The following is a 26,456-nucleotide window of genomic DNA, read 5'->3' as shown; positions in this document are numbered from 1 at the left end:
CGATAAGAAACCGATTTCGTTCGGGTCCTTTCGCCGGGATTGCGTAGGACTCTTCCCACCGCCGGAACGTTCGGGGGCTGACTCCGCAGAATCTCGCTGCCTGCGGGCGGGACAGGTATTCCTGTCGGATTGTGGCAGAGCCTTTGTGGCGGGGCATGTCGCTCCTCACTCTGAGGTTTACGATTGCGATTCACCAGATGCCGAAGTCCCGCGGAAGCGGGCCGCGGTGGAGCAGGGTGAGGCGGAGGGCTTCGGCGGTGGGTTTGGTCATGTGGGGTCTCCTGCGTAGGGGAGATTGTGGATCTCGTGCGCGGTCCGGATTGCCATGCCCATCATGTATGCAACCTGTGGGACGACGGCATTTCCGATGGCCCTGTTTCTGTCCACTTGTCGGGAAAACCCATCACCAGCTCGGAAAGCTCTGGCGACGGATAGCGATGGCCAAGGACAAGGGAACAGAAGTCCTGCCAGTTGTTCTTGAGTGGATTGGCCACATCCTTTCGAGGCGAGAGCCGGCCGCCCTTGAAACAAGTCGCGTTTGGCGTTGGCCACAATCCAGACTCGATTTCTTTGGTGTCGTGCCCCGACGGCACAAGCTGGAACAATGAGCGGCCAGCAGGTGTAGCCGATTCCCTCCAGGTCAGAAAGCACGCTGTCGAGGCCCATTGAGACGTGGCCATCAACGTTTTCAAACAGGCACCAAGCGGGGTGTCGTTCCATCCTTCGGAGATGGCGAAGGATGCGAACAACCTCCGGCCAGAGGTGGCGGTCATCGCGCGAGCCCTTTCGCTTTCCGGCGTTGGAAAATGGTTGGCAGGGGTAGCCTCCGCAGATGAGATCAACGGGAGCCAGACTGTCTGGGTCGAGAGTTCGGATGTCGTCGAAGCGTATGGCGTCTGGCCAGTGGCTTTCGAGTATGCGTCTGCACCATTCATCTATTTCTACCTGCCATCGAACATTGAATCCCGCCCATGCGAGGCCGAGGCTCATTCCGCCGATCCCTGCGAAGAGTTCCCCGACGGTCGGTGCCGGTGTTGGCTGGGCGGTGGTCATGTGTTCGGTTTGTCTGTACTAACATGGTCAAGTGCGTCCTTGCGTTTGCGGAAGTTTCCACATTTCGCAGGATACGGCCCTTCGATGTTGTGCCAGCCCGGAATGCCAGCGTTGCGCCGGATGATGGGGTGAAAGACAGTGTCCGTTCGGTAGATGTAGGGCTCGCCCGTCTTTGCGTTGACGCGGATGTGCTTTCTTTCGAGCACACAAACCTTTCCCCTGTTCTCGACATTGTTCTCGCACAGTTCGCACAGGCCTGGTCTATAGAGGACGGTCATTCGGATTCCTCCTATCTCTCCATCCCTTATCCGCGCCCGGAACAGAACGTTCCGGGCAGGGGAAGGGGTGGGGTTAGGCGATGCGTGGGGGGGGGCAGCGTCTTAGCAGAGATGTGTTCCGGAACGTGCGATGTTCGATTGTTGTGAGCGTCACGGTTTTGTCTTCGTTCCCTTGGGGTGCTCACGGCAGAATCCCCAGCAGGTCGTGGACCTTCACGAAGCCTTCGCCTGCCACGCGCAGGCCCCAGCCGAGCTGGCGATCATATTCGACGCCGGACATGGCGAAGCTCTTTCTGTGGTCGCCTGCGCTGGTCCTTACCCGGACGCGTTCCCCGCGCCGTATCTCGGGGAACACGCCCGGAAGGGGAGTGTGGATGGAGCCGTTGCTGTTGCGGTTGCGCATGATCTTCGTCCCCGTCACGCCGCGGCTTCGTCGCGGCGGCGGTGGGATTCCTCGCATCCGGCCTGTTCGCGGCGCAGGGCTGCGGACATGGGGGCGGTTGCGGATTCGCGGGCGTCCTGGATGGCCTCGTCCGTCTCAATGCGGTCGGCGACCTGTCGCAGGGCCTCGTGGTCGGCAAGTTCGCCGCGCAGGCCGATGGCGTTTTCGATGGCTCCCTCGGCCTGATTCAGGGCCTGATAGGCTTCCCAGAGCATGGCGTCCTCGCGCGGGGGGAGCTTCGGTCCCGGTCCGATCACGAGGGACCGGAGCAGGGCGCGTGCCTTGACCACGCCGAAGACGATGCCGGTTGCGTTTGCGTTATGCATGGCGCTCTCCTGTGCCCCCGGCCCAGCGAAGGGGGGTGTCGGGCCGGGGACGGTTGGAGGGAAGGGGACTGTTCGCAAGTATCGTGAGCCTCGTCCGGGTTAGCGGATGGTGAGGCTGACATTCTCCACGATCCGCGCTCCGGGCACGGTGCCGCCCGCCTTGATTGCGGCCTTGATGTCGGCCTTGCGCGGCTTGTACTCGATCACCTCGTTCCTGAATTCGGACGGCAGGTTCTCGGGATCGACGTCGAGGGTCACGGATTCGGCCGTGCGCAGGAACACCGTGTACTTCGCGCCCTTGATCTTCTGGATGCCGTGCCGTCTGAAGGCGTCGATCAGCGTGGTCTTGAATCGCGCCACGTTGTTCTCGACGGCGCGCGCCCTCTCGTGGAGTCGCTGGGCCTCCTCGCGGAGAAAGCTCGCCTCGTCGAGACGCTTGCGAATCACGAAGGCGTAGCGGTCCGCGTGTTCCGCCTCCTCGCTGGCGAGGAGATCGGCTTGTTCTTCCAGCGCACGCTGGATTTCAGCGCGTTCCTCGTCGGTGAAGTCCTCGGGCCGGGATGCCATTTCCTCGGCTGCGTCGAACAGATCATGGATTGCCTGCTCCGTGTCGTGGATCCTGAGCATGATGGGCCTCCTTCTAGAACGGTGCGTCGTCCATGCGGCTCATGGAGTCCGGAGCCGCGAGCGTGCCGTTGCCAAGGGCGTCGATGATGGCCGAGGCCTGCGCCATGGTCAGATCGGCCAGCGTGTCCACCTCCGCGCCGAGGAAGCCGTTCACGGCGGCCAGCGTGGTGCGTTCGTCCCAGCCGAGCCGTCCGTCTATCATCCTGCCGATGGCCGTGAGCTGCTTGGCGCTGGCGCGTCCGCCGCCGTTGCGTCGGGGTGCCGCGCCCTGTGTCGGGGCGGCCTGCCGCTGTCCGGGCTGCGCCGTCTGGGCGGGCTTGCCGCCGTACAGGCTCGGATCGTCCTCGACGTCCTGCGTGAAGATGTCGCTGGCCGCCGTGGCGGTGAGGACCGCGTCCACCAGCGCCCGTTTCTTCGCCATCTTGAGACACGTGTTGTAGTAGTCGGCGGGATTGTCGTGTTCGACGCGCTCGACGATGCACCATTCCCCTTTGCTCTTGCGCGGCGTGAACTGGGGGCCGCCGAGGAGCTGCCGGTCCCGCGTGTCCCAATATTCCTTGGGCACGGCGCGGCCTGTGTCTTCGGAGCGGTAGCGGTACTTGCCTTCGCGGGTGGAGCACGCGCCCACACCCTGCCCGAGGTAGGACCCGGTCATGACGGAGGTGAGTGTGGCGGTGACCTGATACTCGCGGTGCCCGTTCGGCAGGTCGATGCGTTCAATCTCGTAGGAGGGGGCGAGGCGGAAGGTCATGGCCAGCTTTTCTGCGCCGGGCTTGAGCAGGGCGGGCTTGTCGCCGCAGCCGGGGATGGTGCCGTAGTGCTCGCCCGGCTTCATGACGGCGTTCATCACGTTCTGGATGAGCGTGACCTGCGCCTTGAGCTCGTCGGCCTGCATGGCGAACTGCTCGACGGGCGCGGGCATGGCCGGGACCTGTGCCGCGGGTCGCGTTGCCGGGACGACGGCGGTGTTGTTTCGCATGCTGGTCACGATGTGGCCTCCTTGAGGGCGTTGTCCGACCGCGCCCAGCTGGGGCGCATGGCGTCGGGGCAGGGGCAGCCCGTGCGCAGGCACGATTCGTAGATGAGGGCGCGCATCTGTTCGTCGCGCTCCTCCGGCGTGGCGCGGAATCCGCAGCCCGCGACCCGGCATTCGAGGGTGCCGTCTGGAGCCTTGTGGAGCCGCTCGCAGCGCCCGATCAGTTCGAGGCATTTCGGGCAGAGCCTGCCGGTGATGGTGTGCGTCGGATCGACGATGATCATGGTTCTCTCCTTCCCGGCGAGGCCGGGCGCGTCCGCGTGGCAGACGCCGAGGGGGGTTCGCCTAGTTGAGCGAGGCTTCGAGGACGTTGCCCAGCTTCCAGAGAGCGCCGAGGGCGAGGATGAAGAGGACCGCGAGAATCCAGAATTGCAGGGCGTCGGCTACGATGGTGAGAATAAGAGTGAGGCCGTGACGCAGGGGCGAAGCGCTACGGATGCCGCTGGTCATGCTGCCACCGCCTTGCGCACGATGGCTTCGTACATTGCCCGCAGCGAGCCGAGATCGTCCGCCGTGAGCTGCATGATGCGGCCGGACCGGGTCTTCACGAACGTCATGAGACGGTGCGACGCGCTGTCGTAAACCCATTCCATGGCGACCTCCGGTGGTGTGTCGGGGCTTGGGGAGGGGCCGGGTCACATGTCCTTGCGCCCGGCCAGGAGTCACCGCTGAATCGTGAAGAGTGGTGGGCGGGGGAAGGATCCCCTTGGCGAAAGTCCTCTCCTCGACTTCCTTCGCGGCTCTCTCTCCGCAAACCCCGACGTTTCGGAATTTGTGCCGTCGTCCCTGCCGTCGCGTGCTTTCCCGCCTTGTGGCTTGCGGCTTGCCGTGCTCGGGACTCGTGGCTTTGGAACCCCCACTCCTGCGTCTCCCTACTTCTGCGGCCGAGGCTCGCGTGGCTTCGGGGCGTATCGGGGTGGTGTTTTCCTCTTGGAAACAGATATTACCAAGAGGTAATTTTTAGGTCAACAAAACGCTGACAATTGGTAACAAAAAGTGAAAAAATTTTTGTGGGGTGGGAAGTTAGAGAATTCTGGCAAGCCAAAGGGCTTTGCCAATCAAGCGGATGTTGGCGTGATCATTAAGAGGGACTTCGATTGGTTTGTACGACAAGTTGTCGGATTTCAGAACGAGAACACCGGGGCGGCGCTCAATACGTTTGATGAGAAGCTCTTCGTCGATGCCGATAGCCCAGAGTTCTCCCGTGCGCGGTGCCATGTCGGTGCCTGTGGAGATGAGTATGTTGTCGCCATCCTCAATGGTGGGACTCATGCTGTCGCCCGTGGCTTCGAACATGACAAGCCTGCTTTTGTGGAAGTGCCACATTTCGAGGAAGTCCGAGCGGAAGGCGTAGAGGCCTTGGACGTCGCTTTCCACCTGAAGGGAGCCGCTGCCGCAGCCAAGCTTGGCGGTTACCTTCGGGATGAAGTCGTACTCCTGGAGGTCTGGCGTGATACCTGAAAAGACATCGTGGGGTTGAATCTGAAGCGCGTCCATGCAGCGGAGGAAGATGTCGAGGGACAATTTCGACCGATCCCCCTTGAGCCAGCGGGTGATGGTTGGGGGCTTTACGCCGATGAGCTTTGCGGTCGCAGCGTAGCTTTGCCCCTTGTCTTTCAGGGCTTCGATGCGCTCGATGATGAGTTCGACAATGCGGGGGTATTCAGCGAAATATCTCATACCCTCATCGCTTACGTGGGTTTTAGTTTCCATAGGGCAATGCCTCTTGTCAAAAATATTTCCAACTGGTAATTTATTGCTCATGAATACACTTGAGCGTTTCCGGAAGGCGCATCACCTCACGTACGAGGCTATGGCCAGTATGGTGGGGCTTGGACCTCCCTCAGTTTGGCGTCATTGTCAAGGGTTGCGGAGGGTTAGCCCGTCCGCTGCGAAGCGATACGAAAGAGCCTTCGGCATTCCTGCTCATGTGTTGCGGCCGGACATTTTTGATGGGCCTTCCGAACCAGCGCCGGGATGAATTCGGATCGGCCTCGGATAGGAACAGGCAGGTAAGCAGCAGACCATCGGCAGATGGGCGGTAGCGGGGATTTCGATGATGCCTATTTTAGCCGCCTGCCCCTGCCTCGCAAGGACAATCGCATCGGAGGTTTTCCCATGCGGCAGCGCAACACTATGCCGGTGCTGAGCGCCGTGCATCGGATGGTCATCGGGCAGGACCGGCTTTCGGTCGAGGCATTGGCCGACCGTGTCGGCATATCCGCGAGTTCCCTCTATTCCAAGCTCAATCCCTACGACGAGCGCCAGCTCAACCTGCGCCAGTTCCTCATCCTGCTTGATTCCCTCGACCCCGCACCCGTGCTGGAAGCGCTGTGCGAGCGCTATGGCATGCGGGCTGTTCCCGCCGGATGCCCTGTTCCGGACGGTCATTCCCTGCACGAGGAGATGGTTCACGATCACCTCGCACACGCCGAATTCTGCCGCGCCATCGAGTGCGGAGCTTCCCCCGATGAAACGCGGGCGCTTGCCCGGAAGGCCTGTCAGGAGATCGAGGAAACGCAGGCCTTCCACGAGCGCGAGAAATACCGTCCGGGGCCGCTGGTTCCGGGCGCGGAGGAGGTCGGATGATAGTCTGGATGAGTGACCATGCGCGGGAACGGATGCGGGAGCGCGGCATCACCCGTCAGCAGGTGGGCAACGTGCTCTCTCGGGGCCGCGGCTATCCGCAGCGGGGCGGACGCTTCCTGTATCGGCTCGGGGACATGAACGTCATTATCAGCCGGGCCGGAGTGGTGGTCACGGCGTGGTGCGGGGTGGAGCGGGGAGGGGGGCCTCAGACGAAGGGGCGCAGGAGATGAACGCCGACATTCGGATTTCGACCACATTCTTCAGCCATCACAAGACGAAGAAGCTGCTTCGCCGCCTTGGCCCGGATGGCATTGTCCACCTTCTGAAACTCTGGACCTATGCGGCTCAGTATCGGCCCGATGGTTCACTGCGCGGGATGGATGCGGAGGACATCGCCGTTTCTGTCGATTGGCTCGGCGATCCGGATGAGTTCGTGCGCTCGTTGTGCGAAACCGGGTTCGTCGAGCGTGACGAGGACGGGACGTATCGTATTCATGATTGGCAAGAGCACAACCTTTGGGCCTCGGAAGCCGAAGAGCGTAGCGATAAGGCGCGGCTGTCGAGATTAAGACAGGTAAACAAAGAAGGGTTTGACGAGTGCCTTCGCCGTGGAATTGATCGGCTATCGCCTAGCGAATACGCCCGATGGAAGGCTTTTCGCTCCGTGGTCGCGGGACGAGGGCCCAGCAGTCCCTCGGCGATCCCCCCGCGAACTTCCGGCGATTCGCCAGCGATCGCCAGCGATCGCCTCGCAACCGCCAGCGCGCCGCTGGCTCCTTCTCCTTCTCCTATCCAAGAAGAAAGAAAGACACACACTCCCCCCTTACCCCCCTCTCTCAAGACGCCGAGCGATCGGCCTCCGGCACCACCCCCGGAAAGTGCGTGTGCGCGTGCTCCGGATTACACCATCGAGTTCCTGCAATTCTGGGACGCCTACCCGAAGCAGGTCGGGCAGGATGACGCTTGGCGCGCGTGGACTGCCGTCTGTGGGCGCATGGACTTTCCGGGGCTGGCCACGTTGCTGCACGCGCTACACGAGCAGGGCGAGGGCGACGACTGGCGGCGGGACGGTGGGCGGTACATCCCGCTCCCGGCAAAGTGGCTCACCAGTGGGCGCTGGAAGGACCGACCGCCGCGTGCTGCGCAGCGGAGCGTCGAGGAGGCCATCGACGAGTGGGCGCGCGAGGCCGACGCCGCCGATGACGCCGAGCCCGTGCGAGGTGCGCCATGACGCGGCAGGATTTCGCCGAGTTCGTGAAAAGTCTTTGCCGCTACTTCGGGCGGCCCTTCGACATCGAGAGCGAGGCGGGACGCGACCAGTTGAAGCTCTGGTATCGCCATGTCGCGGAGATTCCCGCCGAGCCGCTCGGATGGATTGAGGCCCGCATCCAGCAGGGGCAGGACTTCTTTCCGCGCAACCTGCCCCGGAACGTCCGCCAACTGTGGGACGAGTGGCTGCGCGAGCATCCCGAGCGCGTCGCCAGTCGCCGGGAGGAGGTCGGGCGGTCCTGCGGCGAGTGTCTGGGCGGGCTGCTCTACGTGCAGCGTCCGCTTGTGGGGCGTGACGGGATTTATCGGCCCTACATCGGACCGGATGGCCGCGAGTACGAACGCATCCAGACCGCCGTCTTCCGCTGTGCGACATGCAACGGCGCGCCGGTGTCGATCATTCCGATGGCCACGGCGTCGCAGCTTCAGGCGCAGGGCTGGGAGTTTCAGGGCAGCATGCCGCAGTGGCGGGGCGAAGGTCCGCTTCGCACGCCGGAGACCGTTGGGAGCCTGCCGTGGAACCGATAGCGCGCGGCATGGATCCCGCCGAGGTGCGCCGTCGGTATCCGCTGGCCTGCAAGTATTGCTGCGCAAATCGGCCGTACTTCGGCGACTGCTTCGGCGAGGTCATCGACGGGTGCTGCGAGTGGGACGAGGAGGGCATTCGGGCGCGGATGCAGGTCATCCGTCTGCGCGAGGCCGAGTCTGGCCGCAAGGGCCGGAGAACGTGAAACCCGTGCGGTCAGGAGCCATCCCGACCGCCAGACCGGAGGACCGGGTATGCCGAGCCTGAACAGGGCGTCCATCATCGGCCGTCTGGGGCGTGACCCCGAGTTGCGCTACACCCGCGACGGCCAGCCCGTGACCACCCTCAGCGTGGCCACGGACGATTCGTACACCAACCAGCACGGCGAGCGCGTCGAGCGCACGCAGTGGCACCGCGTCACGATCTTCGGGCGGCAGGCCGAACCCTGCGCGAACCACTTGAGCAAGGGCAGCCTCGTCTACGTCGAAGGCAGCCTGAACACCAGCAAGTGGCAGGCGCAGGACGGTTCCGACCGCTACACCACGGAGATTCGCGCGCAGCGGGTGCAGTTCCTCGATTCCCCACGCAAGCGTGAGCAGAACGCTGCCGACGGCGGACGGCAAGCCTGCGCGCGGCAGGGCGGTTCGCATGGTACCCCGGAGAGCTGGGGCGAGGAGGACCTCGGGCCCGCGTTTCCTTCCGAAGCCTCGGGGATGGACGATGTGCCCTTCTAGCCGCCTCTCCGAGCATGACCAGCGGGAATGGCTGGCGCGGCATACCTTCCGTTGCGAGGCGCTGCGCATGAACCTGACCCCGGATGCGTGCCGCTCCATCCGAGAGCGCCCGTTGTCGTTTAGCTGGGCCATGGGCATGCCCCGGCCCCACGAGTGCATGACCTGCACCGCGTGGCGGCAGGCCGAGGCCGGGGCCGTCGCGACCGCTCCGGAACGGCGGCCCATGGGACGCCCGCGCGGCTCGCGGAATCTCAAGCCGCGCAAGCCCCGAACCTTGCCGCCTCCGCCACCTTCGCCACCCGCCGTACCCGTGGAGATCGTCCTTGCCCGAACCCTCGAATCCGCACCGTGGGACGCGCATCGCCGGGTGCTGTTGCGCGAATTCGTGGAGGCCTTCAACCGCGAGGCCAAGCGCGAAGGCCTTGCCCCGCGCGCGGTCGAGAACATCGTGCGGATGCTCCGCCATCGGGGTGGGACCGTGCCGCGTCAGCGCTACCGCTGGGGCGACACAAGCGGCCGCTGCGTGTGCGGCAACAGGCATGTCCGGCTGTGGGGCGCACGGGTGCTGGCCGGGCGGGGTTTCGACAGGGAGGCATCATGAGCGACGGCATGGGACATCTGGACGCGGTGGGGATCAGCGGCTCTACGCTTGGCTGCGCGGCACGGGAACTGGAAGCCGCGCAGCTTCTCGCGCAGTGCCTGCGGCAGTTTCGGGCGCTGCGGATGCTGGCGCTGGACGGCGCGGCGTCGAACACGGTGGTCTTTTCCATCGCCTCGGACGCCCTCGATGCCCTGCGCGCTGCCGGGGTGGGCGATGAGTGAACGATGGACCGCGCAGGAGGCGCAGGAATACTTCCGCACTGGCAGACTTCCCCTGCGGCGGCGTTCGCCGGACGTTTCGCGGTCCGCTCAGCGGGTGACCATGCCCGCAGTCGCAGCGAGCGAGCACGAGGAACAGGTGGCGCTCTTCGCGTGGGCGCGGAGCATGGAATCCGCCATGCCGGAGTTGGCATTGCTCTACGCCATTCCCAACGGCGGGCATCGGCATCGCGGCGTGGCCGTGAAGCTGAAGGCCGAGGGCGTGCGGGCCGGAGTGCCGGACGTGCATCTGCCCGTCGCACGCGGTGCCCACCATGGCCTGTGGATCGAAATGAAGGTCGGTCGCAACACCCTCACAGCGCGGCAGGAGGCCATCGTGGTGCGGCTGCGGGCGGAGGGGCATCGGGTGGAGGTCTGCCATGGTGCGCGACAGGCCATCGCGGCGCTGGTCGATTACCTCGGTGGAGGGCAGGGCGATGCGTGAACGCAAGGTGCCGACGGACGGCATGCCGGTGGCGGCGCACCTGCGGGCGGTGGACGCCCACGTGCGGCGGCAGCGGCAACTGGAGAATGAGGTCGAAGCGTTGAAGAAACGGAATCGGGAACTGTCCGAGGAACTCGGAAGACTCAATCTGGAACTGGAGGCAACGCGCAATGGCGGCGTTCGAGAAGGCTCTTGAATTCGTGCTGCGGTGGGAAGGCGGCGAGCGATTCACCAACGACCCGAGCGACCCAGGCGGGGCGACGAAATACGGCGTCAGCTTCCGGTTCCTGCGGGAACTGCCCCTGCGCGATGCGGATCTGAATCGCGACGGCACCGTGACGTGGCAGGACGTGGCGGCGATGGACGCTGCGCAGGCGGCGGACATCTACCGGCGCTACTTCTGGGATCGCCTTCGGCTGGACGATGTGTTGGCGCAGTCGTGGCAGTTGGCCCCGGTGCTGTTCGATACCGCGGTGAACGTGGGGCGCAGGCGCACGGCGGTATGGCTCCAGGAGGCGCTAAACGAACGGCGCTCTTCTCTGCGGGCGGTCCTGCGCGTGGATGGCAACATCGGTCCCAACACACTGTCGGTGCTCGGCAGGGCGAACAGGGAGGGCTATGGGCTGGGCATCCTCGATTCCCTAGTCATGCGCCGCGTGAGCCACTACACCCGCCTTGCCGCCCGCGACTGGGCACGAACCTTTCTCCTCGGCTGGCTCAACCGAACCATCGCCGTGCGGGAGGGCGTGCGATGAACGAGGAACGCGCCATCGCCACGTGGGAAGAAATCTGGCTACGTTCCGAGAAGGATCGTGAGGAAAATGATATCGCAATTACGGTTGATTGGGTTTGGTATGGATTGCTTGCGTGTTGTATTGGTGGGTAAGGAAATTTCGAAACGGACGATTTTACGATTGTAAAAGATGTTAGATGGATGGAGACAATAGATGTATGTGATTAACCCAGACCGTGCGATTCAGAGTGTGAAGGAAGATGCGTTCGATAGAAAAGAAATTGCTCATCGCGCGGCCTGCGAGATTATAAGGTATAAAGAAAACGACCCGTTGGTGATTGCGTTTGATGGGCCTTGGGGCGCAGGCAAGACATCAATGAAGAATATGGTTCTGGAATATATAAGGAAAAAACCAGATGATGGTTTAAGGATAGTGGAGTTTTGTCCATGGAATTTTTCGGATGCTGAGTCGCTGACGAAGTTGTTTTTTGAGGAGCTTGCCCAGAAATTTCATTGCAAAGGTGGCGGAAAAGTTAGGAAAGCCATGCATGCGATGACTGGTCGGTATAGTCTGAAAGCAGCTTGGGACGAGTTTGGGGTGTGGGGCGCTGTTGTCGCGACGTCTCTTGTGTCGGCTGGGGTGTGTGAACAGGCCGCAGTTGAAGGGGTGTTGTCTATAATCGCTATGGTGTTAGTTGGATCTTTGTTGTTATTCAATATGCTAAAGTTTGCGTTTTTGCATCTTTTGTCAGCATTTTTTCGATCTGACCTAAGTCTTGAAGAGCGCAAGCGAGGTATCTCCGAAGCCTTAATAAAGTCGGGTGTTGATAAAGTTTTAGTGGTTATTGATGATGTAGATAGGCTTAATAATGAAAAAATACGATGTATAATCCAGTTTGTGAAGTGCCAGGCTGATATTAATAACTTTGTTTTTTTGCTTTTATTCGATAGAAAAATTGTTGACGATGCGCTTGGAAAGAGCCGTAGCGGTGTATCTTATCTCGATAAGATTGTGCAGGTTGTTTATCCCATTCCCCGTCCGCAGGCGCATTGTGTTATGAATTTTTTTGTGAGTGAGCTTGAAAAGCTCTTTGGTGCACATGGTATAGAAATTTGCTTGCGACATAATGATGAACATTATGTTGATGTCGTTGCGCCATTTATAAAATCACAAAGGGATGTTAAGCGGCTAATTAATTCAATGGTATTGCCGCTGGAAACGCTCGTCGTTGGTGGAAAAATCGAGGTTGTTCCTGTCGATTTTATCATAATTGAAGTGTTAAGACTGTTCGAACCCGAAGTGTATTTGTATATATATAAGGAAAAGTTGTTTCTTACGAAGACGGGGGTGTGCCATGATGTAAATGCAGACAAGCTTTCCGATGAAGATATTTGGAAAGAACGCTTAATGGAATATTCGTCAAGTACAAATAGGGATGCGGTTGAAAAAGCAGTGTCGTTTTTATTTTATGCGAAGCTTTCAAAATCTGATCAGATAATGAAGATCTTTAATGTAAAGGAAAATGAAGGTAAGATACCACTGGGCATTCAGTCGCAGATTAATTTTGACACGTACTTTTATTATCAGCTGACAGAAGGTGTGGCGCCACAGTATGTGGTTGACTCGTTGGCTAAGAGTTCTCATTCGCTCGAAAGTCTTACCTATAAAATAACTGAATTTTTATCTCTGTATCCCAAACTTGTTGGACAGCTATTGCGAACTTGGCATCAATTCCTGGAATATAAAGTAGAAAATTTGTTCGTTGTCTTGATGAACATGTATCCGCAAAATAAAACTAGAGACCGGTTTAACAGGTCGATTCTCGAACAACTTTTGTGCACAATATGGGAGAGTTTTAGATATGAAGAGCAGGTATATTTGCTGGAGTATGCAGTTGAATGTGCCAATGTGATTGATTTGGTGCCACGGTTTATTTTTGCTTTGCAGGAAAGACATGGACTAGAAGAAGAGAGGTTGATCGCATTAAAAAAGGAGGCTTGGGTTACTTTGCAAGCCCAAATCGATTCTGGGCAATATAATCTAGCTGATGATGTATACATTCGGCATTTGTTTCTTCTTTGGCCGAGCGAGTCGTCTGCGATTAGAGATAGATTCATAGCTGACCAACCTAACGAATTCTTGCTCGGAATGGCCCGCTGGGGGTGGCATGACACAAAAAAAATGAATTGGCCTTATTTTGAAGTAAGTGATCTGAAAATTTTAATGGATAAAGATGGATGGAACGCTTTAGCAGAGAAGGATGGTCTCGATGAAGTTTTGTTAATGGAATTAAGACGTGCTTTAGATGAGTGGAAAGATTGTGGAGTGTTGCGCAGTTGACGCTGTTTGTAATATTAATTTATTTTTTAAAATGTTGGAGATGCATTATGGATCTGAATAAGTTTAGCTACTAGGTTAGTCCTCGGACAGATTTTGGGGTACAGCCTGACGATGGAGGCCCTCATGACATTCGACGAACTCTGTGACGTGATCGGCGAAGAGGCTGCGCGGTTGTTGGCGCGGTATGCGGGCGGGAGCCGAGTGTATCTGCCCCGGCTGCCGCGCACGGTGCGGCGCGACGCGTGCGAGATGCACTCGCGAGGCGTGCGCATCGAGGCCATCGCCGCTTCCATTGGCCGGTCCCCCCGGCATATCCGGCGGCTTCTTTCCTCGCCGGAGTGACATCCTTTTCCTCACAAATGTCCCGCATCGCGGCTAACGCTCCCGCCATGTTCTGAAACCATCGGACATGCGGGGCGATATGTGCGGCGATTCCTCGAACATCACCTCAACCCCCTCCACGTCTACTGCCGGTTGCGCGGCTTCGGCCTGCGCGGCTGGGCGCGAACGTTCTCGGCCTTCTACGAGCGCCACATCTACCGCCGCATCCTCCCCCGCCGTTAGCCGACCCGCGGCACCGCCCGATCCCGTTCCTGCCCGCCCACTGCCCGACGACGACCCCCGCCGTTCGGCCACGGTGCGGACATGGGCCATGCGGCACTACCGCTGGCGGCTCCACAATGACCCCGACGCTTGAGAGGTGCGCATCATGGAAGCCGTTCTCGCATGGCTCGCGGCGAACGCCGACTGGCTCATTCCCACCGCGCTGATCGTGGCTGACAAGGCCGTCGCGCTCAGCCCCACCAAATACGACGATCTCATCCTCACCAGCCTCAAGGCCGTGCTCAAGGCCCTCGGGAAACTCCCGAAGGTCTGCATGTCGCTGATGCTGGCCTTCGTGCTGCTCGTCGCTCTGGTCCTCGTGCCCGGCTGCTCCGGCAGGCAGGGCGACGGCGCACCCGACACGCCCACGCCCGAGGAAATCATGCTTCACGTTGCGCAGGCCGAGGCCGCATACGAGACGGCCATCGCGGGATACGAATTGCTGCTGTCGGAACTCAACGCCGAGGAGGCCGCAAAGCTCGCGGCCAAGGTCGGCCCGATCATCGAGAAGGCCGACGCGCTGTTGCCGCTGCTACGCCATGCCGCCGAACTCTACGCCGCCGGTCCCGAACCTGAGTGCGCAGGGGAACTGCTGGCGCGGCGTACGGAACTGGCCGCCATCGTCCGCGACATCGCGCGCCTCGTGCGCGAGTTCCGCAGGGAGTAGGCGGGCATGGTCAAGCGGGAGGATAACGGCGAGCTTCGTCCGGCGTGGTGCGCCGTAATCTGGACGCTGCTTGTCGCGCTCATCGGTGCCGCCGTGTGGATCGGCGGCATCCGGCGCGACGTGGAGGCCAACACCGCCTTTCGCGAGCAGGCGCAGCCCCGGCTTGAGCGCATGGAGACCATCCTTGAACGGATGGACGGCGTGCTTCGGCGCATCGAGGAACAGTGGTGGCAGCGCAGCCGCGACACCCACCGCGAGCGGCCCGACAGCGCCGGAGCCGAGGCCCTGGCCGACGGACGGGGCAGGGAGTGAGGCATGGGCAGGCCGTCGCGGTTCAGTGCCCGCCTTGCGGAGACCATCTGCAGCCGCATCGCCGAGGGGGACTCCGTGCGCGCCATCTGTGCCGAGGCGGACATGCCCGCCATGTCGACGGTGTTCCGCTGGCTCGCGGAGCGGGAGGGGTTTCGGGAGCAGTACGCGCGCGCGAAGGAAGTGCAGGTGGAGCGGCTGGTGGAGGAGATGCTGGACATCGCCGACGACGCAACCCGCGACACCGTGACCCGCACCACACGCGGCGGTGATGAGTATGACGGGCCTGATGTGGAGTGGATCCAGCGCTCGAAGCTGCGGGTGGACACGCGCAAGTGGCTGGCCGCGAAGCTGCTGCCGAAGAAGTACGGTGACAGGCTGAATCTCGACCATTCCGGAGAGGTCAAGGGCGGGGTGCTTATGGTGCCCGGCACCGCTGATCCCGCCGCATGGGACAAGGCCGCCGCCGGGCACGGGGCGGGCCAGAAGAGCGGGGACGATGGCTGATGTGGTCTGGACCCCGCAGCCGGGCAGCCAGAGCCTCTTCCTCTCGTGTCCGCATTTCGAATGCTTGTACGAGGGCACACGCGGACCGGGGAAGACCGATGCCCTGATCATGGACTTCGCGCAGCACGTGGGCCTTGGCTTCGGCCTGTCGTGGCGCGGCATTCTTTTTCGCGAGACGTACAAGCAGCTCTCGGACGTCGTGGTCAAGACGAAGAAGTGGTTCCGGCGCATCTTCCCCGGCGCGCGCTTCAACGAGTCCGACATGGGCTGGCGGTGGCCGGGCGGGGAGGAGCTGCTCCTGCGGTACATGAATCGGCCCGACGACTACTGGAACTACCACGGGCACGAGTACCCATGGATCGGGTGGGAGGAACTGACCAACTGGGCCGGGCCGGACTGCTACGACGCCATGAAGGCCTGCTGCCGTTCCTCGGACCCGCGCGTTCCCCGCAAGTACCGCGCGACCTGCAACCCCTTCGGTAAGGGGCACAACTGGGTCAAGCACCGTTTCATCGACCCAGCCCCGCCCGGCGTGCCCATCCGTGACGGAAACGGACGCATCCGCGTGCGCCTGCACGGATCCATCCGCGAGAATCGCATCCTCCTCGCCGCAGACCCCGACTACCTGAAGAGCCTTGAGGCGGACACCAACGTCAATCGCCGCAGGGCTTGGCTCTATGGGGATTGGGACATTGTGGCGGGTGGAGCCGTGGACGACGTGTGGGACCGCGAGTCGCATGTGCTGCGGCCCTTCGAGATTCCGCACTCGTGGCGCATCGACCGCTCCTTCGACTGGGGCAGCTCGCGTCCCTTCTCCGTGGGGTGGTGGGCTGAGTCCGACGGCACCGAGGTCCGCATGGCCGATGGCCGGATGCGCTGCCTGCCGCGCGGGACGCTCGTGCGTGTTGCCGAGTGGTACGGCTGGAACGGCCAGCCCAACGAGGGATGCCGCATGCTGGCCGTGGAGATCGCCGAAGGCATCCGTAGGCGCGAGGCCGAGCATCCGGCACTCAAGGGACGCAGGGTGCTGCCCGGTCCGGCGGACGCCTCCATTTTCGATGCCGAGAACGGCGTGTGTATTGCCGACGATATGGGCAAGCGCGGCGTGCGCTGGGAACGGGCCGACAAGCGCCCCGGTAGCCGTCGCAACGGGTTGGAGAAGGTGCGCAAGCTCCTCAAGGCCGGGCTTGAGCGCCCAATGGAGCATCCGGGGCTGTTCGTCTTCGACACGTGTACGCATTTCATCCGCACCGTTCCGGTGCTGCCGCGTTCCGAGCGCGACCCCGACGACGTGGAGACCGAGGCCGAGGATCACATCTACGACGAGACGAGATACCGCGCCACGGCGCGCGTCACGACCACCACCAGTCAGGAGCTTGGACTATGACGAGCATCGAGCAAAAGCACCCCGTGGCCAATCCGTTGCAGGAGCACGAGGACTATGTCGTCCGTCTGCGTCTGCCCGTGGCCCTCATGGGTGGAACGCAGGCCATGCGCGACGCTGACAGGGCCTTCCTGCCGCAGGAGCCTGCGGAGTCGGCAGCCGCCTACCGTGCGCGGCGGGACCGCACAGTGCTTCACAACGCCTATCGCCGCACTGTGGCCTATCTCACTGGGCAGGTCTTCGCGCGGGACGTGGTGCTTGGCGAAGACGTTCCGGAGGCGGCCGTGGAGTTCGCCGAGAACGTGGACAACGCCGGGAATGCGCTGTCCATCTTCGCCGAGGAAGTTTTCCGGGCCGGTGTGGATCATGGCGTCGCGCACATCCTCGTGGATATGCCTCCTGCGCCTCGCGACGCGCAGGGGCGGACGCGGGAACTCACCCGCGCCGAGGAGCGCGAGCAGCGGCGCAGGCCCTATTGGGTGCTTGTGCGTGGTGAACATGTCATTGGCTGGCGGAGTGAGGTGGAGGGCGGACGGTCGCGGCTGACGCAGGTGCGCATTCGCGAGAGCGTCAGCGAGCCGGATGGCGAATACGGCGTGCGGCGCGTGGAACGCATCCGTCTGCTGGAGCCGGGGCGCTATGAGCTTTGGGAGAAGCGCAAGGGGAAGGGCGGGGACGAGACGTGGGCGCGCATCGAGGAGGGGGTGACCACCCTGGACGAGATTCCGTTGGTCACCTTCATGCCGGGCGACCGCGAGAGCGCCATGACCGCACGGCCCGCCCTTGAGGATCTCGCCTATCTCAACCTCGCGCATTGGCAGTCGTCCAGCGACCAGCGCAACATTCTGCATTTCTGCCGGGTGCCGCTCCTGTTCGGCAAGTGTCTCACCAGAGACGAGGCCGGGGACATCGTGGTTGGCCCCAATCGACTCATCCATTCGGACAGCGAAAACGCCGATCTGAAGAGCGTGGAGCACGGCGGGGCGGCCATTGAGGCCGGGCGGCGCGACCTCAAGGACCTTGAGGAGGCCATGGCGCTCTACGGGTTGCAACTGCTCATGCCGCGCACCGGCAACATCACGGCCACGGAGAAGGCGCTGGATTCGGCCGAGTCGGATTCCACCCTCAAGTCGTGGGCGTTGCAGTTCCGGGACGCGCTGGAGCAGGCCCTGCATTTCACCGCGCGCTGGCTAGGGCAGGAGGGCGGTGGCTCGTGCGAGGTCAACACCGAGTTCCGCATGCAGGACGGGCTGGACGCCGATCTCCTGCTCAAGGCCGAGCAGCAGGGCGTGATTTCGACTCAGGTCGTCTTCGAGGAGTTCAAGCGTCGGGGTCTTCTGGCGGATTCGTGGGAGTGGAGGGAGATTGAGGCGTCGTTTCAGAATCGGCCGGGTCTGGGGCTGGCCGCTTTGGCTGGGACCTTCCTGCGGGGGGATCGTCCAGATTCGGGAGCTTCGAAAGCATGAGCCACAAGCCTAGGGCGATCTTCTCGCGCCGCTCTGCCGTCTTGACGAGCCGGATTTTGTCTTCGTCGTTGTTCTTTGCCATGGGGCGATTTTAGCATGACCGGCGATCAACTGAAAGACCTGATCGCCCTCGCCCGGCACGTGGAATGGCGCTACAAACTGGACCAATTCGAGAAGGCCGCCATCGGCGACATCCTCACGGCGGTGAATCAGGCCCGGCGGGAGATCGGCCAGTACCTCGATGCGCGAGGACGTGAGAGCGGGACGTGGTCCGAACGGCGCGCCCTGGAACTGCTGGACGAACTGCGTGATCTGACAGTGGGGCTGCGGGCGCAGGAGACGCGCTTCATCGCAGACATCGCGACCATCGTCACGCAGGAATCCCTGCCCCTGCACGCGGACATCTTGTCCTTCGGCGGTCGGGTGAAGGGCTTCAACACGGTCAGCCTGTCCGCCGAGCAGCTCCGGTCCCTCGTGACGGAGACGCCCGTGGGTGGGCGGCTTCTGCGGCAGTGGGTGGAGGACAGCTTCGAGACTCGCGTGCAGACGGACATCCGGCGGGAGGTGCTTACCGGGAGTCTGCGCGGGGAGGGCTACCGGAAGCTGGTGCGCAGGATCGAGGACGGCTTCGGTCTCGTGCGGGACGACGCCGTGACCCTCGCCCGGACCTACGTCCAGAGCGCCAACGTCGGGGCCATGGAAGCCGTGTACGAGGCCAACCGGGACATCGTGAACGGCGTGCGCTGGTGCGCGGCGCTGGAGGACGGCTACATCGACACCGGGCGCGGGACCTGCCTGCGCTGTGCCGCGCTGGACGGGCAGGAGTGGGGCATGGACGACCAGCGTCCGGAATGCCCCCTGCATCCCCGCTGCCGGTGCGTGCTGCTGCCAAAGACCAGAACGTGGCGGGAGCTTGGGCTGGACATGGACGAGGTCGCCGAAGTCTACCGCCCCTACGCCATGCATGGGAACACGAATATCGGTGCCGGTGGCCGCAGGACCATCGAGGAGGTGGGGCGGCACCAGGGCGACTACGCAAGCTGGTTCGGGAAGCAGTCGCACACTTTCAAGGAGAACGTGGTGGGGCCGGGGCGTCTGGACCTTCTGCGTCGGGGGGAAGTGGGGTTCAAGGACCTCGTGGATCCCCAGACCGGGCGACTGCGGACCATTGAGGAGCTGGGCGGACGGCATCACCATCGGGTGACCCGTCCGACGTCGCCGACGAATGGGGCGGCCCGCGTGCGCGAGACCCTTGCCCGCGAGGAAGCGAAGATCGCCACCCGTAAAACCGAGAAGATGGTTGTGGTGGACGAGGGCGGGCGCGTGATTTTCGAGCGCGTGGGCGGGCGCAACAGCGTGCGGTTCCTAGTGACCGAGGCCAAGGCGTTTCGCGGCGCATACCTCACGCATAACCATCCGGGCGGATCCTCGTTTTCGCCCGCAGATATGAAGACTGCCATCCGGTATGGCGTGCGGGAGTTGCGGGCGGTGACGGCGGAGCATTTGCACCGGGTGCGTTTCGCGGTAGAATCGGGGCGAGAGGCGTGGGCGGAACGGGAGATCATGCTGCTCAAGGACCGTTTCGAGCCGAAGGTGGTCAAGGAGATTCTGGCGAGGCTGGAATCCGGAACTCTGAACCGTCGAGAGGCGAATATCATGATGTGGCATCGCATCTGGTCCCACATCGCCAAGGAACTGCCATGGATGAGCTATACCAGGACCCGGAGACGGGGATGATCATTCTCGACGACACGCCGCCGTTTAGCGACGTGTGCAGCCTTTGCGCGCATATCACCGATCATTCCAAACGCAGGTGCCGTGCGTTTCCGAACGGCATCCCGGACGCGATCTGGCTCGGCGATGATGCGCATCGTGCACCATGGCCCGATCAGGGCAACGACATTGTGTTCGAGAGGAGTGTTAACAGATAAAAAGGTGCCCCGCCCTTCAAAGAAGAGCGGGGCGGCAGTATTTACTTGCAGTTACCTGCGCTTTTCTTGGCCTGGCACTGGTTGCAAAGTTCGCCGCTGGTCGGCTTCGTGGTCTTGGAGTCATAACCAGAAGTCGGCCAATTTGCGCAGTTTTTGCAGAAGTGCCAAGTGTCACTGCCGTGCTTCTTCCTGTATTCCATAGTGTTCTCCTATAGAGTTAGATTGTTGATGTCTGTGGGACTCTATTCTTGCAGAATTTGTTTTGCAATATTTGTTATTCATTAGCACACTGATTAATGTTGTTTCATTTTCCGCGCAGGACATCCTTTGCCTTAAGGGTGTCCTTTTTTTCTGCTTAGCATTCCCACCCATGAAGCGGGATTTCTTCCGCATCCATCCGTTTTTGCGGGCGGTCCAGCCCACAGCCTGCGGCGGAAGCCGCACAACCACCAGAAGACCGCGCCAGTTGAGGCGCAAGGGAGTCCCCATGCCCTGGAAGATGGACGGCGACCGTATCGCGACGCAGGACGGCAAACCGATTTGGGTCTACGGCGACGGCAAGGAAAGTCCTTTCGATGCCGATGCCGCGTTGTCCAAGATCGAGTCGCTCAACAGCGAATCCGCAACCCGCAAGCGCGAGCTGCGCAAGTCGCAGGAGACGCTTGCCCTGCTCGACGGCATCGACGACATCGCCGGGTTCGTCCCCGCGGCGCGCAAGGCGATGGAGACGGTGAAGAATCTCGACGCCAAGAAGCTCATCGACGCCGGGGAGGCCGAGAAGGTGAAGGCCGAGGTCGCGCGGTCCATGCAGGCGAAGATCGACGAGCTTGCCGGGCAGCTCAAGCAGAAGGAGACGGCTCTTGTCTCCGAGATGATCGGTGGCAGCTTCGCCCGCTCCAAGTTCATCGCCGAGCGACTCGCCATCCCCCACGACCTCGTGGAGGCGCGCTTCGGCAAGAGCTTCAAGATCGACGGCGGGCGCGTTGTGGCCGTCGATGCCAGCGGCAATACGCTCTACAGCCGTGAGAAGCCCGGCGAACCGGCCGGGTTCGACGAGGCTTTGGAGATGCTCGTGGACTCCTATCCGTACAAGGACACCATCCTCAAGGGCTCCGGCGGGGCCGGGTCCGGCGCGCGGCCATCCGGCGGCGCACACTCCGGCGGAACCATCAACCGGCACGACATGGATGCCTTCGGCGCGCACCTTGAGGACATCGCATCCGGCAAGGTTCGGGCCGTCTAGCAACAGGAGAGAACGACCATGGCGAACCGTCTCACGGACATCATTCCCCAACTGCTTGCGCAGGGACTCTTGGCCCTTCGCGGCGCGTGCGTCATGCCCCGGCTGGTCAATGCGGACTATTCCACGGAGGCCAAGCAGAAGGGCGCGACCATCGACGTCCCCGTGCCCTCGGCCATCGCGGCGCAGGCCGTCAGCCCCGGTTCCACCCCGCCCGAAACCGCCGACATCGGGCCGACCACGGTGCAGATTCCTCTGGACCAGTGGTTCGAGGCGCCCTTCTACATGACCGACAACGACTTTCTGAAGGTCGAGCGGGGTGTCATTCCCATGCAGGCCTCGGAGGCCATCAAGGCGCTGGCCGAAAACGTCAACAGCTACCTGCTGGCCCTCGGCCGGAAGTTCTACGGCTTCCACGGCACGCCGGGGACCACGCCCTTCGCCTCCAACGCCAACGACGCCACCGCAGTGCGTAAGATTCTGAACCGGCAGCTTGCGCCCCTGACCGACCGCCGCATCGTGCTCGACCCCGATGCCGAGGCCAATGCCCTGAATCTGGCCGCCTTCCAGAACGTGAATCAGGCAGGCAACAGCACCGTGGCCATCGACGGCACCATCGGGCGTCGGCTCGGTTTCGACTGGGCCATGGACCAGCAGGTGCCTGGCTTCACGGCCTCCACGGTTACCGCCGGTGCGCTGACCGCCAACGGCGCGCACGCCGCAGGAGCCAAGACCGTCAGCCTCGCCAAGGCTACCAATGCGATGACCCTCAAGGACGGTGACATCCTCACCTTCGCCGGGCACGACCAGACCTACGTGGTCACCGCAGACGTGTCGCTGAGCGTGGGCAACACGGACGTCGCCATCTATCCCGGTCTGGCGCAGGGCCTCGCGGGCAGTGAGGCCGTGAGCGTGAAGGCGAGCCACGTGATGAACCTCGCGTTCCATCGCGACGCCATCGCCTTCGCCACCCGGCCTCTCCTGGACAGCGCCGAGGGCCTTGGGAACATCATCCAGGCCAGTGTGGATCCCAAGTCCGGGCTGGCGCTGCGTCTTGAGGTGTCGCGCGAGCACAAGCGCACCCGCTTCTCGTACGACATCCTCTACGGGGCCGCCGTGGTCCGGCGCGAACTCGGGTCGCGACTGGCGGGCTAGACCTTAACGGGGCGGGGCGGGTGACCGCTCCGCCCTTTTGGACGGAGGACGCATGGGACGCATCGAAACCGTACGCATCGTTTCCGAGGATACCACCTCGGGCTTCATGGTCATCAATCGGGACGACTTCGACCCCGAGTCGCACACGCTTTTCGGGCAGGAGGTGTCTTGGCTGGCCGGGGAACTGGCTGAACTCGGGTTGCCCGAGCTCAAGTCCTTCGCGTCCGAGGTCGGGGTGGACATCAAGGGCAACATGAAGCCCGAAACCGTGGCGGGACGCATCCTCGCCGCTTGCGGGGAGTAGCCCATGGCCATCGTGCTCGTGGTGGAGACCGGGCGCGTGGTGGCCGGGGCCAACACCTTCGTCACGCTCGCGGAGGCCAACGCCTATCACGAGGCGCGGGGCAATGCGGCGTGGACGGGCACGGAAGATGAGAAGGCCGTGGCCCTTGTGCGGGCCGGGCAGTACCTGAACGGGCTGGCGTGGAAGGGCGCACGAACGGCGCGCGCGAATGCCATGGCATGGCCGAGGGGTGGAGTCATGGACGCCGAGGGGCAGGAATGGGCGGCGGACGAGATTCCGCAGGCTGTGCGCGATGCCCAGTGCGAAGCCGCCCTGCGCGAGATCGAGGCCCGAGGAAGTCTCCAGCCGAACCTTGCGCGCGGTGGGCAGGTGAAGCGCAAGAAGACCGACGTGCTGGAGACCGAATATTTCGAGAGCGCAACCCCGCGCGACAGATTTACCGCCATCACGGACATGCTGTGGGGGCTGCTTTCCTGCGCGTCCAGCCGTGAACTCGTGAGGTCGTGATGGATTACGCCGCCGAAGCCCGAAGTGTGGAGGTCGATCTGCGCGAGGCTGGGATGCCCATGACCCTGCGTCGCCTTGCCTCCGCCGCATACGACCCCGCCACCGGACGCACCGGGGCGACCGCTGTCGAGCAGGCGGGTTTCGGCCTCTTCAAGTCCCGAGACATTCAGGGCAGCGGGGAAACCTTCATCGACGGGAGCATGGTTCGGCAGGGCGACAGGTTTGTCCTGCTCGGCGCGCATTCGGTCACCACGCAGCCCGAACCGGGCGATGAATTGGTGGCGGGAGGGACGACCTATACAGTGGTCAACGCCAAGGCCGTGGATCCTGGCGGCGTGCCTGTTCTCTTCAAGTTGCAGGTGAGGCGCTGATGGGTGGCACGTTCTCCGTGGACCTGTCCCGGCTGGTACGCAAGGCCGAGGTGGACATGAACCAGGTGGTGCGCAAGGTCATCCTCGACCTGTCCCGCGCCGTGGTCCTGCGTACGCCGGTGGATACGGGGCGCGCCCGCGCTTCGTGGGTGGCGGGCATCCATTCCGTCCCCGCTGACAGCCCAGAGGATAAGGATCCGACTGGCGGTCGAGCCATCGCCCGCATGGCAAGCCTTGTTCAGGGGCTGGAGGCTGGGACCGTGGTCTACATCGTGTCCAACCTCTCCTATATGCCGATTCTCGAATACGGGCGGGAGGATGGACGGCCGGGGTCAGCGCAGGCACCGCAGGGCATGGTCCGCGTGACCCTGCAGGAGTTTCAGGACCATGTGGACCGTGCGGCGCGCGAGGTGCGAGGGGGGCGGCGATGAGTGTCACGGCCATTCGCGCGGCCCTCGAATCGCGCCTGGTCTCTCTGCCGGGAGGGTGGCCCATCGCGTGGGAGAATGTGCCCTTTACACCGGGGGGCTGCGGGAACCATCTGCGGGTTCACCTGCTTCCAGCCACACCGGTGCAGGCGGGGCTGGGGACCGACGCGCCCAACGAGCACAAGGGAATCTTCCAGGTGGATGTGGTCGTTGGTCGAGGGGACGGCCCAGGGGAGGCCTGCGCGCAGGTCGATGCCCTGTGCGTTCATTTCAGGCGGGGCACGCGCTGCGTTAGCGGGGTGGTGACCGTCACCGTGACAGGGGTCGGACCGGGGCCAGGCCTGCAAGAAGGCAATCGCTATCGCGTGCCCGTGTCCATTTCCTACAGGGCCTACGCGGCCAACTGATGGAGGTTTGAGCCATGGTTTTCAACAGCGTGTCCGGAAGCGACCATGTCGTCACGTACGTGCCCGAAACGGTCTGGGGAACCACCCCGGCCACGCCGACCATGATGGTCCTGCGGCACACGGGATTCGGCATGAAGCCCGACAAGTCCACCTTCGAGTCCAAGGAACTGGGGCAGGGCGGGCAGGTGAAGGACCTGCGCCATGGTCCCCTGCGTGTTGCGGGGGACATCCCTGTGGAACTTTCCTACGGCAGCTATGACGACTTCATCGCCGCCGTCCTGCGCGGAGCATGGGCTACGGATGTGCTGAAGGTTGGAGCCACGGATAGGAGCTTCAGCCTGGAGAGCATTGTTCAGAGCGGGGAGTTCGAGCTTTTCCCCGGCGTGCTCGTGAACAGCCTGAACCTCGACATCAAGCCCGAGGCCATCGTGACTGGCACCTTCGGCTGCATCGGGCAGAACATGATTCTGTCCGGCGCCTCCGTCGCTGCATCGACCACTCCGGCCAATGCGAACAGCGCGTTCGACGCCTTCACCGGCACTCTTTCCGAGGGCGGTGTTTCCATCGCCACGGTCACGGGTGTGTCTCTGACCATCGAGAACGGCTACGAGACGGGGTTTGTGGTCGGCGCGTCGCGGGCAACGACCAAAAGCCGCCAGAAGATCAAGGTCAGCGGCTCGCTCGACTGCTACTACAAGGACGCCTCGCTCCTTCAGAAGTTCCTGAACGAGACGGTGTCCAGCCTCGCGCTGTCCCTTGAGGACGTGCATGGAAACACTCTGTCCATCGCCCTGCCGCGCATCAAGTACAGCGGTGCATCCAAGGACATCGGCGACGGTCCTATCATGGAGAAGCTGTCTTTCGTGGCCCTCTACGACGAGACGGCTGCCACCACCATCACCTTCACCCGTACCCCCGCATAGGAGCGATTATGCGCAATGACACCCCCCTCGATCTCGCCAGTCTCGACACCGCGGCCCGCGCCGAGGAGGGCGCGGTACTGCAACTGCGGCATCCGGCGACCGAGGAACCTCTTGGCGTCTACGTCACGCTTGCCGGAGCGGACTCTGGCATTTGCCGTAAGGCGCAGATGGCCATCGGTCGCAAGCGTATTCGCCGCATGAAGACCGGTGCCGTGTCGCCGGAGGAGGCTGAAGAGGAAGCCCTTGAGCTGCTTTCGCGCTGCACGCTTGGTTGGGAAGGCGTGACCGTTGACGCACAGGTTCTCGACTTCTCGCGGGAGAATGCCGTGGCGCTTTACAGGCGGTTTCCGTGGATTCGTGAACAGGTGGATCGTTTCATTGGGGATAGAGCGAATTACATAAAAAACTGACGTGGGGTCTGGTGGAGGCCTTCAAGGCCCATCTGACCCTGAACGCGCCTCGGAAGGATGGGCAAAGCCTGCGGGCACATCTGGAGCAGGTGGCACGGGATAGTGGCGAGCCACCCGAGGAATTGACTGAACTCCTTGGCAGTTCTCGGCCGCCGGATGCCGGAGGATATCTTCTTGAATGGTTCTGGGAACTGCACGCAGCGCGCGGGCAGGGTATGGGGCCTGAGGCGATTGGCTTCGTCGAGATAGAGGCGTGGGCGCGTCTCACTGGGCGTGCCCCGGAGCCGTGGGAAGTGGCTGTCTTACAACGGCTGGATAGAACCTATTTTGAATGGCGCGATTCCGGCGTCAGGTCATAGATGTTTTTTCCCGAGACATCATCGTTTGGTGCCGCGACAGGCGGACGGGGAACTTTGGGGTTCATGGCGGTTAGAATGTGTATGATTTCGTGCTGGTTGGAGATGCGTTCGTTGATCTTCCAGTACCAGCAAAGGAATTCTCGAAGCAGGAGAAAAAGAGCCACAAGAAGGAAGATGGCACCCCAAAAGTAAAGCGAACCGGTATTGATCTGCATCATTCGCGCCCTT

43 protein-coding genes are annotated in these 26,456 nt (G+C 62.4%); 32 read left to right on the top strand and 11 right to left on the bottom strand.

Going from position 1 to position 26,456, the window contains the following annotated elements; translation table 11 throughout:
* Nucleotides 1–267 precede the first annotated feature (267 nt).
* The 10 genes from GGQ74_RS16565 to GGQ74_RS05915 all read right to left on the bottom strand — a co-directional run bounded on the left by GGQ74_RS16565 (nucleotide 268) and on the right by GGQ74_RS05915 (nucleotide 5,475).
* Nucleotides 268–1,053 carry a DNA cytosine methyltransferase gene (locus tag GGQ74_RS16565; RefSeq protein ID WP_425338083.1) on the bottom strand — a complete coding sequence of 262 codons (786 nt, stop codon included), beginning with the start codon at nucleotides 1,051–1,053 and terminating at the stop codon, nucleotides 268–270.
* Complete coding sequence (locus tag GGQ74_RS05955; protein ID WP_167940585.1) at nucleotides 1,050–1,331, bottom strand: hypothetical protein; 282 nt, start codon at nucleotides 1,329–1,331, stop codon at nucleotides 1,050–1,052. Before GGQ74_RS05955 ends, GGQ74_RS16565 begins: the two co-directional genes overlap by 4 nt.
* 181 nt (nucleotides 1,332–1,512) lie before the next feature.
* On the bottom strand, nucleotides 1,513–1,752 hold the full coding sequence (locus GGQ74_RS05950) for a hypothetical protein (protein WP_167940584.1): 240 nt from the start codon (nucleotides 1,750–1,752) through the stop codon (nucleotides 1,513–1,515).
* Nucleotides 1,749–2,099, bottom strand: a complete 351-nt coding sequence (locus tag GGQ74_RS05945) for a hypothetical protein (RefSeq protein ID WP_167940583.1) — start codon at nucleotides 2,097–2,099, stop codon at nucleotides 1,749–1,751. The genes GGQ74_RS05950 and GGQ74_RS05945 overlap by 4 nt, the downstream gene beginning before the upstream one ends.
* Nucleotides 2,100–2,198: 99 nt before the next feature.
* Complete coding sequence (locus tag GGQ74_RS05940; protein ID WP_167940582.1) at nucleotides 2,199–2,726, bottom strand: siphovirus Gp157 family protein; 528 nt, start codon at nucleotides 2,724–2,726, stop codon at nucleotides 2,199–2,201.
* A 13-nt stretch (nucleotides 2,727–2,739) separates the two neighbouring features.
* Nucleotides 2,740–3,705 carry a hypothetical protein gene (locus tag GGQ74_RS05935; protein WP_245168192.1) on the bottom strand — a complete coding sequence of 322 codons (966 nt, stop codon included), beginning with the start codon at nucleotides 3,703–3,705 and terminating at the stop codon, nucleotides 2,740–2,742.
* Nucleotides 3,706–3,710: 5 nt separating this feature from the next.
* Nucleotides 3,711–3,986, bottom strand: a complete 276-nt coding sequence (locus GGQ74_RS05930) for a hypothetical protein (protein ID WP_167940581.1) — start codon at nucleotides 3,984–3,986, stop codon at nucleotides 3,711–3,713.
* Nucleotides 3,987–4,047: 61 nt separating this feature from the next.
* Entirely contained in the window at nucleotides 4,048–4,212 is a 165-nt protein-coding gene (locus GGQ74_RS05925; RefSeq protein WP_167940580.1) for a hypothetical protein, read from the bottom strand.
* Entirely contained in the window at nucleotides 4,209–4,355 is a 147-nt protein-coding gene (locus GGQ74_RS05920; protein ID WP_167940579.1) for a hypothetical protein, read from the bottom strand. Before GGQ74_RS05920 ends, GGQ74_RS05925 begins: the two co-directional genes overlap by 4 nt.
* 430 nt (nucleotides 4,356–4,785) lie before the next feature.
* Nucleotides 4,786–5,475, bottom strand: a complete 690-nt coding sequence (locus tag GGQ74_RS05915; RefSeq protein ID WP_167940578.1) for a S24 family peptidase — start codon at nucleotides 5,473–5,475, stop codon at nucleotides 4,786–4,788.
* A gap of 405 nt (nucleotides 5,476–5,880) precedes the next feature.
* Here GGQ74_RS05915 and GGQ74_RS05905 point away from each other — a divergent pair, with 405 nt between their 5' ends.
* The 32 genes from GGQ74_RS05905 (at nucleotide 5,881) to GGQ74_RS16555 (ending at nucleotide 26,228) form a co-directional block, all read left to right on the top strand.
* Nucleotides 5,881–6,351 (top strand): phage regulatory CII family protein, encoded by a 471-nt coding sequence (locus tag GGQ74_RS05905; RefSeq protein WP_167940576.1) that lies wholly within the window; start codon nucleotides 5,881–5,883, stop codon nucleotides 6,349–6,351.
* On the top strand, nucleotides 6,348–6,581 hold the full coding sequence (locus tag GGQ74_RS05900; protein WP_167940575.1) for a DUF4258 domain-containing protein: 234 nt from the start codon (nucleotides 6,348–6,350) through the stop codon (nucleotides 6,579–6,581). Before GGQ74_RS05905 ends, GGQ74_RS05900 begins: the two co-directional genes overlap by 4 nt.
* Nucleotides 6,578–7,582 carry a hypothetical protein gene (locus tag GGQ74_RS05895; RefSeq protein WP_167940574.1) on the top strand — a complete coding sequence of 335 codons (1,005 nt, stop codon included), beginning with the start codon at nucleotides 6,578–6,580 and terminating at the stop codon, nucleotides 7,580–7,582. The genes GGQ74_RS05900 and GGQ74_RS05895 overlap by 4 nt, the downstream gene beginning before the upstream one ends.
* A complete protein-coding gene (locus GGQ74_RS05890; RefSeq protein ID WP_167940573.1) occupies nucleotides 7,579–8,148 on the top strand; it encodes a hypothetical protein in 570 nt (189 codons plus the stop codon). Before GGQ74_RS05895 ends, GGQ74_RS05890 begins: the two co-directional genes overlap by 4 nt.
* Nucleotides 8,136–8,351 (top strand): hypothetical protein, encoded by a 216-nt coding sequence (locus GGQ74_RS05885; RefSeq protein ID WP_167940572.1) that lies wholly within the window; start codon nucleotides 8,136–8,138, stop codon nucleotides 8,349–8,351. The genes GGQ74_RS05890 and GGQ74_RS05885 overlap by 13 nt, the downstream gene beginning before the upstream one ends.
* Nucleotides 8,352–8,400: 49 nt before the next feature.
* Entirely contained in the window at nucleotides 8,401–8,880 is a 480-nt protein-coding gene (locus tag GGQ74_RS05880; protein WP_167940571.1) for a single-stranded DNA-binding protein, read from the top strand.
* On the top strand, nucleotides 8,867–9,481 hold the full coding sequence (locus GGQ74_RS05875; RefSeq protein ID WP_167940570.1) for a hypothetical protein: 615 nt from the start codon (nucleotides 8,867–8,869) through the stop codon (nucleotides 9,479–9,481). Before GGQ74_RS05880 ends, GGQ74_RS05875 begins: the two co-directional genes overlap by 14 nt.
* The gene (locus tag GGQ74_RS05870) at nucleotides 9,478–9,702 is read left to right on the top strand and encodes a hypothetical protein (protein WP_167940569.1); all 225 of its coding nucleotides are present in this window, start codon (nucleotides 9,478–9,480) and stop codon (nucleotides 9,700–9,702) included. Before GGQ74_RS05875 ends, GGQ74_RS05870 begins: the two co-directional genes overlap by 4 nt.
* Nucleotides 9,695–10,183: a VRR-NUC domain-containing protein gene (locus GGQ74_RS05865; protein WP_167940568.1), complete on the top strand. Its 489-nt coding sequence runs from the start codon at nucleotides 9,695–9,697 to the stop codon at nucleotides 10,181–10,183. The genes GGQ74_RS05870 and GGQ74_RS05865 overlap by 8 nt, the downstream gene beginning before the upstream one ends.
* Nucleotides 10,176–10,379, top strand: a complete 204-nt coding sequence (locus tag GGQ74_RS05860; RefSeq protein ID WP_167940567.1) for a hypothetical protein — start codon at nucleotides 10,176–10,178, stop codon at nucleotides 10,377–10,379. Before GGQ74_RS05865 ends, GGQ74_RS05860 begins: the two co-directional genes overlap by 8 nt.
* Nucleotides 10,354–10,938: a glycoside hydrolase family 108 protein gene (locus GGQ74_RS05855; RefSeq protein ID WP_167940566.1), complete on the top strand. Its 585-nt coding sequence runs from the start codon at nucleotides 10,354–10,356 to the stop codon at nucleotides 10,936–10,938. Before GGQ74_RS05860 ends, GGQ74_RS05855 begins: the two co-directional genes overlap by 26 nt.
* Nucleotides 10,935–11,069: a hypothetical protein gene (locus GGQ74_RS16395; RefSeq protein WP_280712727.1), complete on the top strand. Its 135-nt coding sequence runs from the start codon at nucleotides 10,935–10,937 to the stop codon at nucleotides 11,067–11,069. The genes GGQ74_RS05855 and GGQ74_RS16395 overlap by 4 nt, the downstream gene beginning before the upstream one ends.
* Before the next feature lie 61 nt (nucleotides 11,070–11,130).
* Nucleotides 11,131–13,257 carry a KAP family P-loop NTPase fold protein gene (locus GGQ74_RS05850; protein WP_167940565.1) on the top strand — a complete coding sequence of 709 codons (2,127 nt, stop codon included), beginning with the start codon at nucleotides 11,131–11,133 and terminating at the stop codon, nucleotides 13,255–13,257.
* 123 nt (nucleotides 13,258–13,380) lie between these two features.
* Nucleotides 13,381–13,599 carry a hypothetical protein gene (locus GGQ74_RS05845; protein ID WP_167940564.1) on the top strand — a complete coding sequence of 73 codons (219 nt, stop codon included), beginning with the start codon at nucleotides 13,381–13,383 and terminating at the stop codon, nucleotides 13,597–13,599.
* 81 nt (nucleotides 13,600–13,680) lie between these two features.
* Nucleotides 13,681–13,821 carry a hypothetical protein gene (locus tag GGQ74_RS05840; protein ID WP_167940563.1) on the top strand — a complete coding sequence of 47 codons (141 nt, stop codon included), beginning with the start codon at nucleotides 13,681–13,683 and terminating at the stop codon, nucleotides 13,819–13,821.
* 145 nt (nucleotides 13,822–13,966) lie between these two features.
* Nucleotides 13,967–14,527 carry a hypothetical protein gene (locus GGQ74_RS05835; RefSeq protein ID WP_167940562.1) on the top strand — a complete coding sequence of 187 codons (561 nt, stop codon included), beginning with the start codon at nucleotides 13,967–13,969 and terminating at the stop codon, nucleotides 14,525–14,527.
* 6 nt (nucleotides 14,528–14,533) lie between these two features.
* The gene (locus tag GGQ74_RS05830; RefSeq protein WP_167940561.1) at nucleotides 14,534–14,839 is read left to right on the top strand and encodes a hypothetical protein; all 306 of its coding nucleotides are present in this window, start codon (nucleotides 14,534–14,536) and stop codon (nucleotides 14,837–14,839) included.
* Nucleotides 14,840–14,842: 3 nt separating this feature from the next.
* On the top strand, nucleotides 14,843–15,343 hold the full coding sequence (locus GGQ74_RS05825) for a terminase small subunit-like protein (protein ID WP_209280072.1): 501 nt from the start codon (nucleotides 14,843–14,845) through the stop codon (nucleotides 15,341–15,343).
* Complete coding sequence (locus tag GGQ74_RS05820) at nucleotides 15,336–16,730, top strand: terminase family protein (RefSeq protein WP_167940560.1); 1,395 nt, start codon at nucleotides 15,336–15,338, stop codon at nucleotides 16,728–16,730. The genes GGQ74_RS05825 and GGQ74_RS05820 overlap by 8 nt, the downstream gene beginning before the upstream one ends.
* On the top strand, nucleotides 16,727–18,193 hold the full coding sequence (locus GGQ74_RS05815; protein ID WP_167940559.1) for a DUF4055 domain-containing protein: 1,467 nt from the start codon (nucleotides 16,727–16,729) through the stop codon (nucleotides 18,191–18,193). The genes GGQ74_RS05820 and GGQ74_RS05815 overlap by 4 nt, the downstream gene beginning before the upstream one ends.
* A gap of 96 nt (nucleotides 18,194–18,289) precedes the next feature.
* The gene (locus tag GGQ74_RS05810) at nucleotides 18,290–19,930 is read left to right on the top strand and encodes a phage minor head protein (RefSeq protein ID WP_167940558.1); all 1,641 of its coding nucleotides are present in this window, start codon (nucleotides 18,290–18,292) and stop codon (nucleotides 19,928–19,930) included.
* Complete coding sequence (locus GGQ74_RS05805; RefSeq protein ID WP_167940557.1) at nucleotides 19,927–20,124, top strand: cytoplasmic protein; 198 nt, start codon at nucleotides 19,927–19,929, stop codon at nucleotides 20,122–20,124. The genes GGQ74_RS05810 and GGQ74_RS05805 overlap by 4 nt, the downstream gene beginning before the upstream one ends.
* Before the next feature lie 487 nt (nucleotides 20,125–20,611).
* On the top strand, nucleotides 20,612–21,367 hold the full coding sequence (locus tag GGQ74_RS05800; protein ID WP_167940556.1) for a DUF6651 domain-containing protein: 756 nt from the start codon (nucleotides 20,612–20,614) through the stop codon (nucleotides 21,365–21,367).
* Between the two features lie 18 nt (nucleotides 21,368–21,385).
* Nucleotides 21,386–22,519 carry a major capsid protein gene (locus GGQ74_RS05795; RefSeq protein ID WP_167940555.1) on the top strand — a complete coding sequence of 378 codons (1,134 nt, stop codon included), beginning with the start codon at nucleotides 21,386–21,388 and terminating at the stop codon, nucleotides 22,517–22,519.
* Between the two features lie 52 nt (nucleotides 22,520–22,571).
* Entirely contained in the window at nucleotides 22,572–22,823 is a 252-nt protein-coding gene (locus GGQ74_RS05790) for a hypothetical protein (RefSeq protein ID WP_167940554.1), read from the top strand.
* A 3-nt stretch (nucleotides 22,824–22,826) separates the two neighbouring features.
* Nucleotides 22,827–23,330 carry a DnaT-like ssDNA-binding protein gene (locus GGQ74_RS05785; RefSeq protein WP_167940553.1) on the top strand — a complete coding sequence of 168 codons (504 nt, stop codon included), beginning with the start codon at nucleotides 22,827–22,829 and terminating at the stop codon, nucleotides 23,328–23,330.
* Nucleotides 23,330–23,701 (top strand): hypothetical protein, encoded by a 372-nt coding sequence (locus tag GGQ74_RS05780; RefSeq protein WP_167940552.1) that lies wholly within the window; start codon nucleotides 23,330–23,332, stop codon nucleotides 23,699–23,701. Before GGQ74_RS05785 ends, GGQ74_RS05780 begins: the two co-directional genes overlap by 1 nt.
* The gene (locus GGQ74_RS05775; protein WP_167940551.1) at nucleotides 23,701–24,132 is read left to right on the top strand and encodes an HK97 gp10 family phage protein; all 432 of its coding nucleotides are present in this window, start codon (nucleotides 23,701–23,703) and stop codon (nucleotides 24,130–24,132) included. The genes GGQ74_RS05780 and GGQ74_RS05775 overlap by 1 nt, the downstream gene beginning before the upstream one ends.
* Nucleotides 24,129–24,536 carry a phage tail terminator-like protein gene (locus GGQ74_RS05770; protein ID WP_167940550.1) on the top strand — a complete coding sequence of 136 codons (408 nt, stop codon included), beginning with the start codon at nucleotides 24,129–24,131 and terminating at the stop codon, nucleotides 24,534–24,536. Before GGQ74_RS05775 ends, GGQ74_RS05770 begins: the two co-directional genes overlap by 4 nt.
* Before the next feature lie 14 nt (nucleotides 24,537–24,550).
* Nucleotides 24,551–25,459, top strand: a complete 909-nt coding sequence (locus GGQ74_RS05765) for a phage tail tube protein (protein WP_167940549.1) — start codon at nucleotides 24,551–24,553, stop codon at nucleotides 25,457–25,459.
* Nucleotides 25,460–25,467: 8 nt separating this feature from the next.
* Nucleotides 25,468–25,869 carry a hypothetical protein gene (locus GGQ74_RS05760; RefSeq protein WP_167940548.1) on the top strand — a complete coding sequence of 134 codons (402 nt, stop codon included), beginning with the start codon at nucleotides 25,468–25,470 and terminating at the stop codon, nucleotides 25,867–25,869.
* An 11-nt stretch (nucleotides 25,870–25,880) separates the two neighbouring features.
* Nucleotides 25,881–26,228 (top strand): phage tail assembly chaperone, encoded by a 348-nt coding sequence (locus GGQ74_RS16555; RefSeq protein ID WP_425338081.1) that lies wholly within the window; start codon nucleotides 25,881–25,883, stop codon nucleotides 26,226–26,228.
* Here GGQ74_RS16555 and GGQ74_RS05755 read toward each other — a convergent pair.
* A complete protein-coding gene (locus GGQ74_RS05755) occupies nucleotides 26,192–26,446 on the bottom strand; it encodes a hypothetical protein (protein WP_167940547.1) in 255 nt (84 codons plus the stop codon). The genes GGQ74_RS16555 and GGQ74_RS05755 overlap by 37 nt on opposite strands.
* Nucleotides 26,447–26,456 lie beyond the last annotated feature (10 nt).

It is taken from the genome of Desulfobaculum xiamenense (assembly GCF_011927665.1).
Classification (GTDB): Bacteria; Desulfobacterota; Desulfovibrionia; order Desulfovibrionales; family Desulfovibrionaceae; genus Desulfobaculum; species Desulfobaculum xiamenense.
This window is presented reverse-complemented; position numbering and strand designations above follow the sequence as displayed.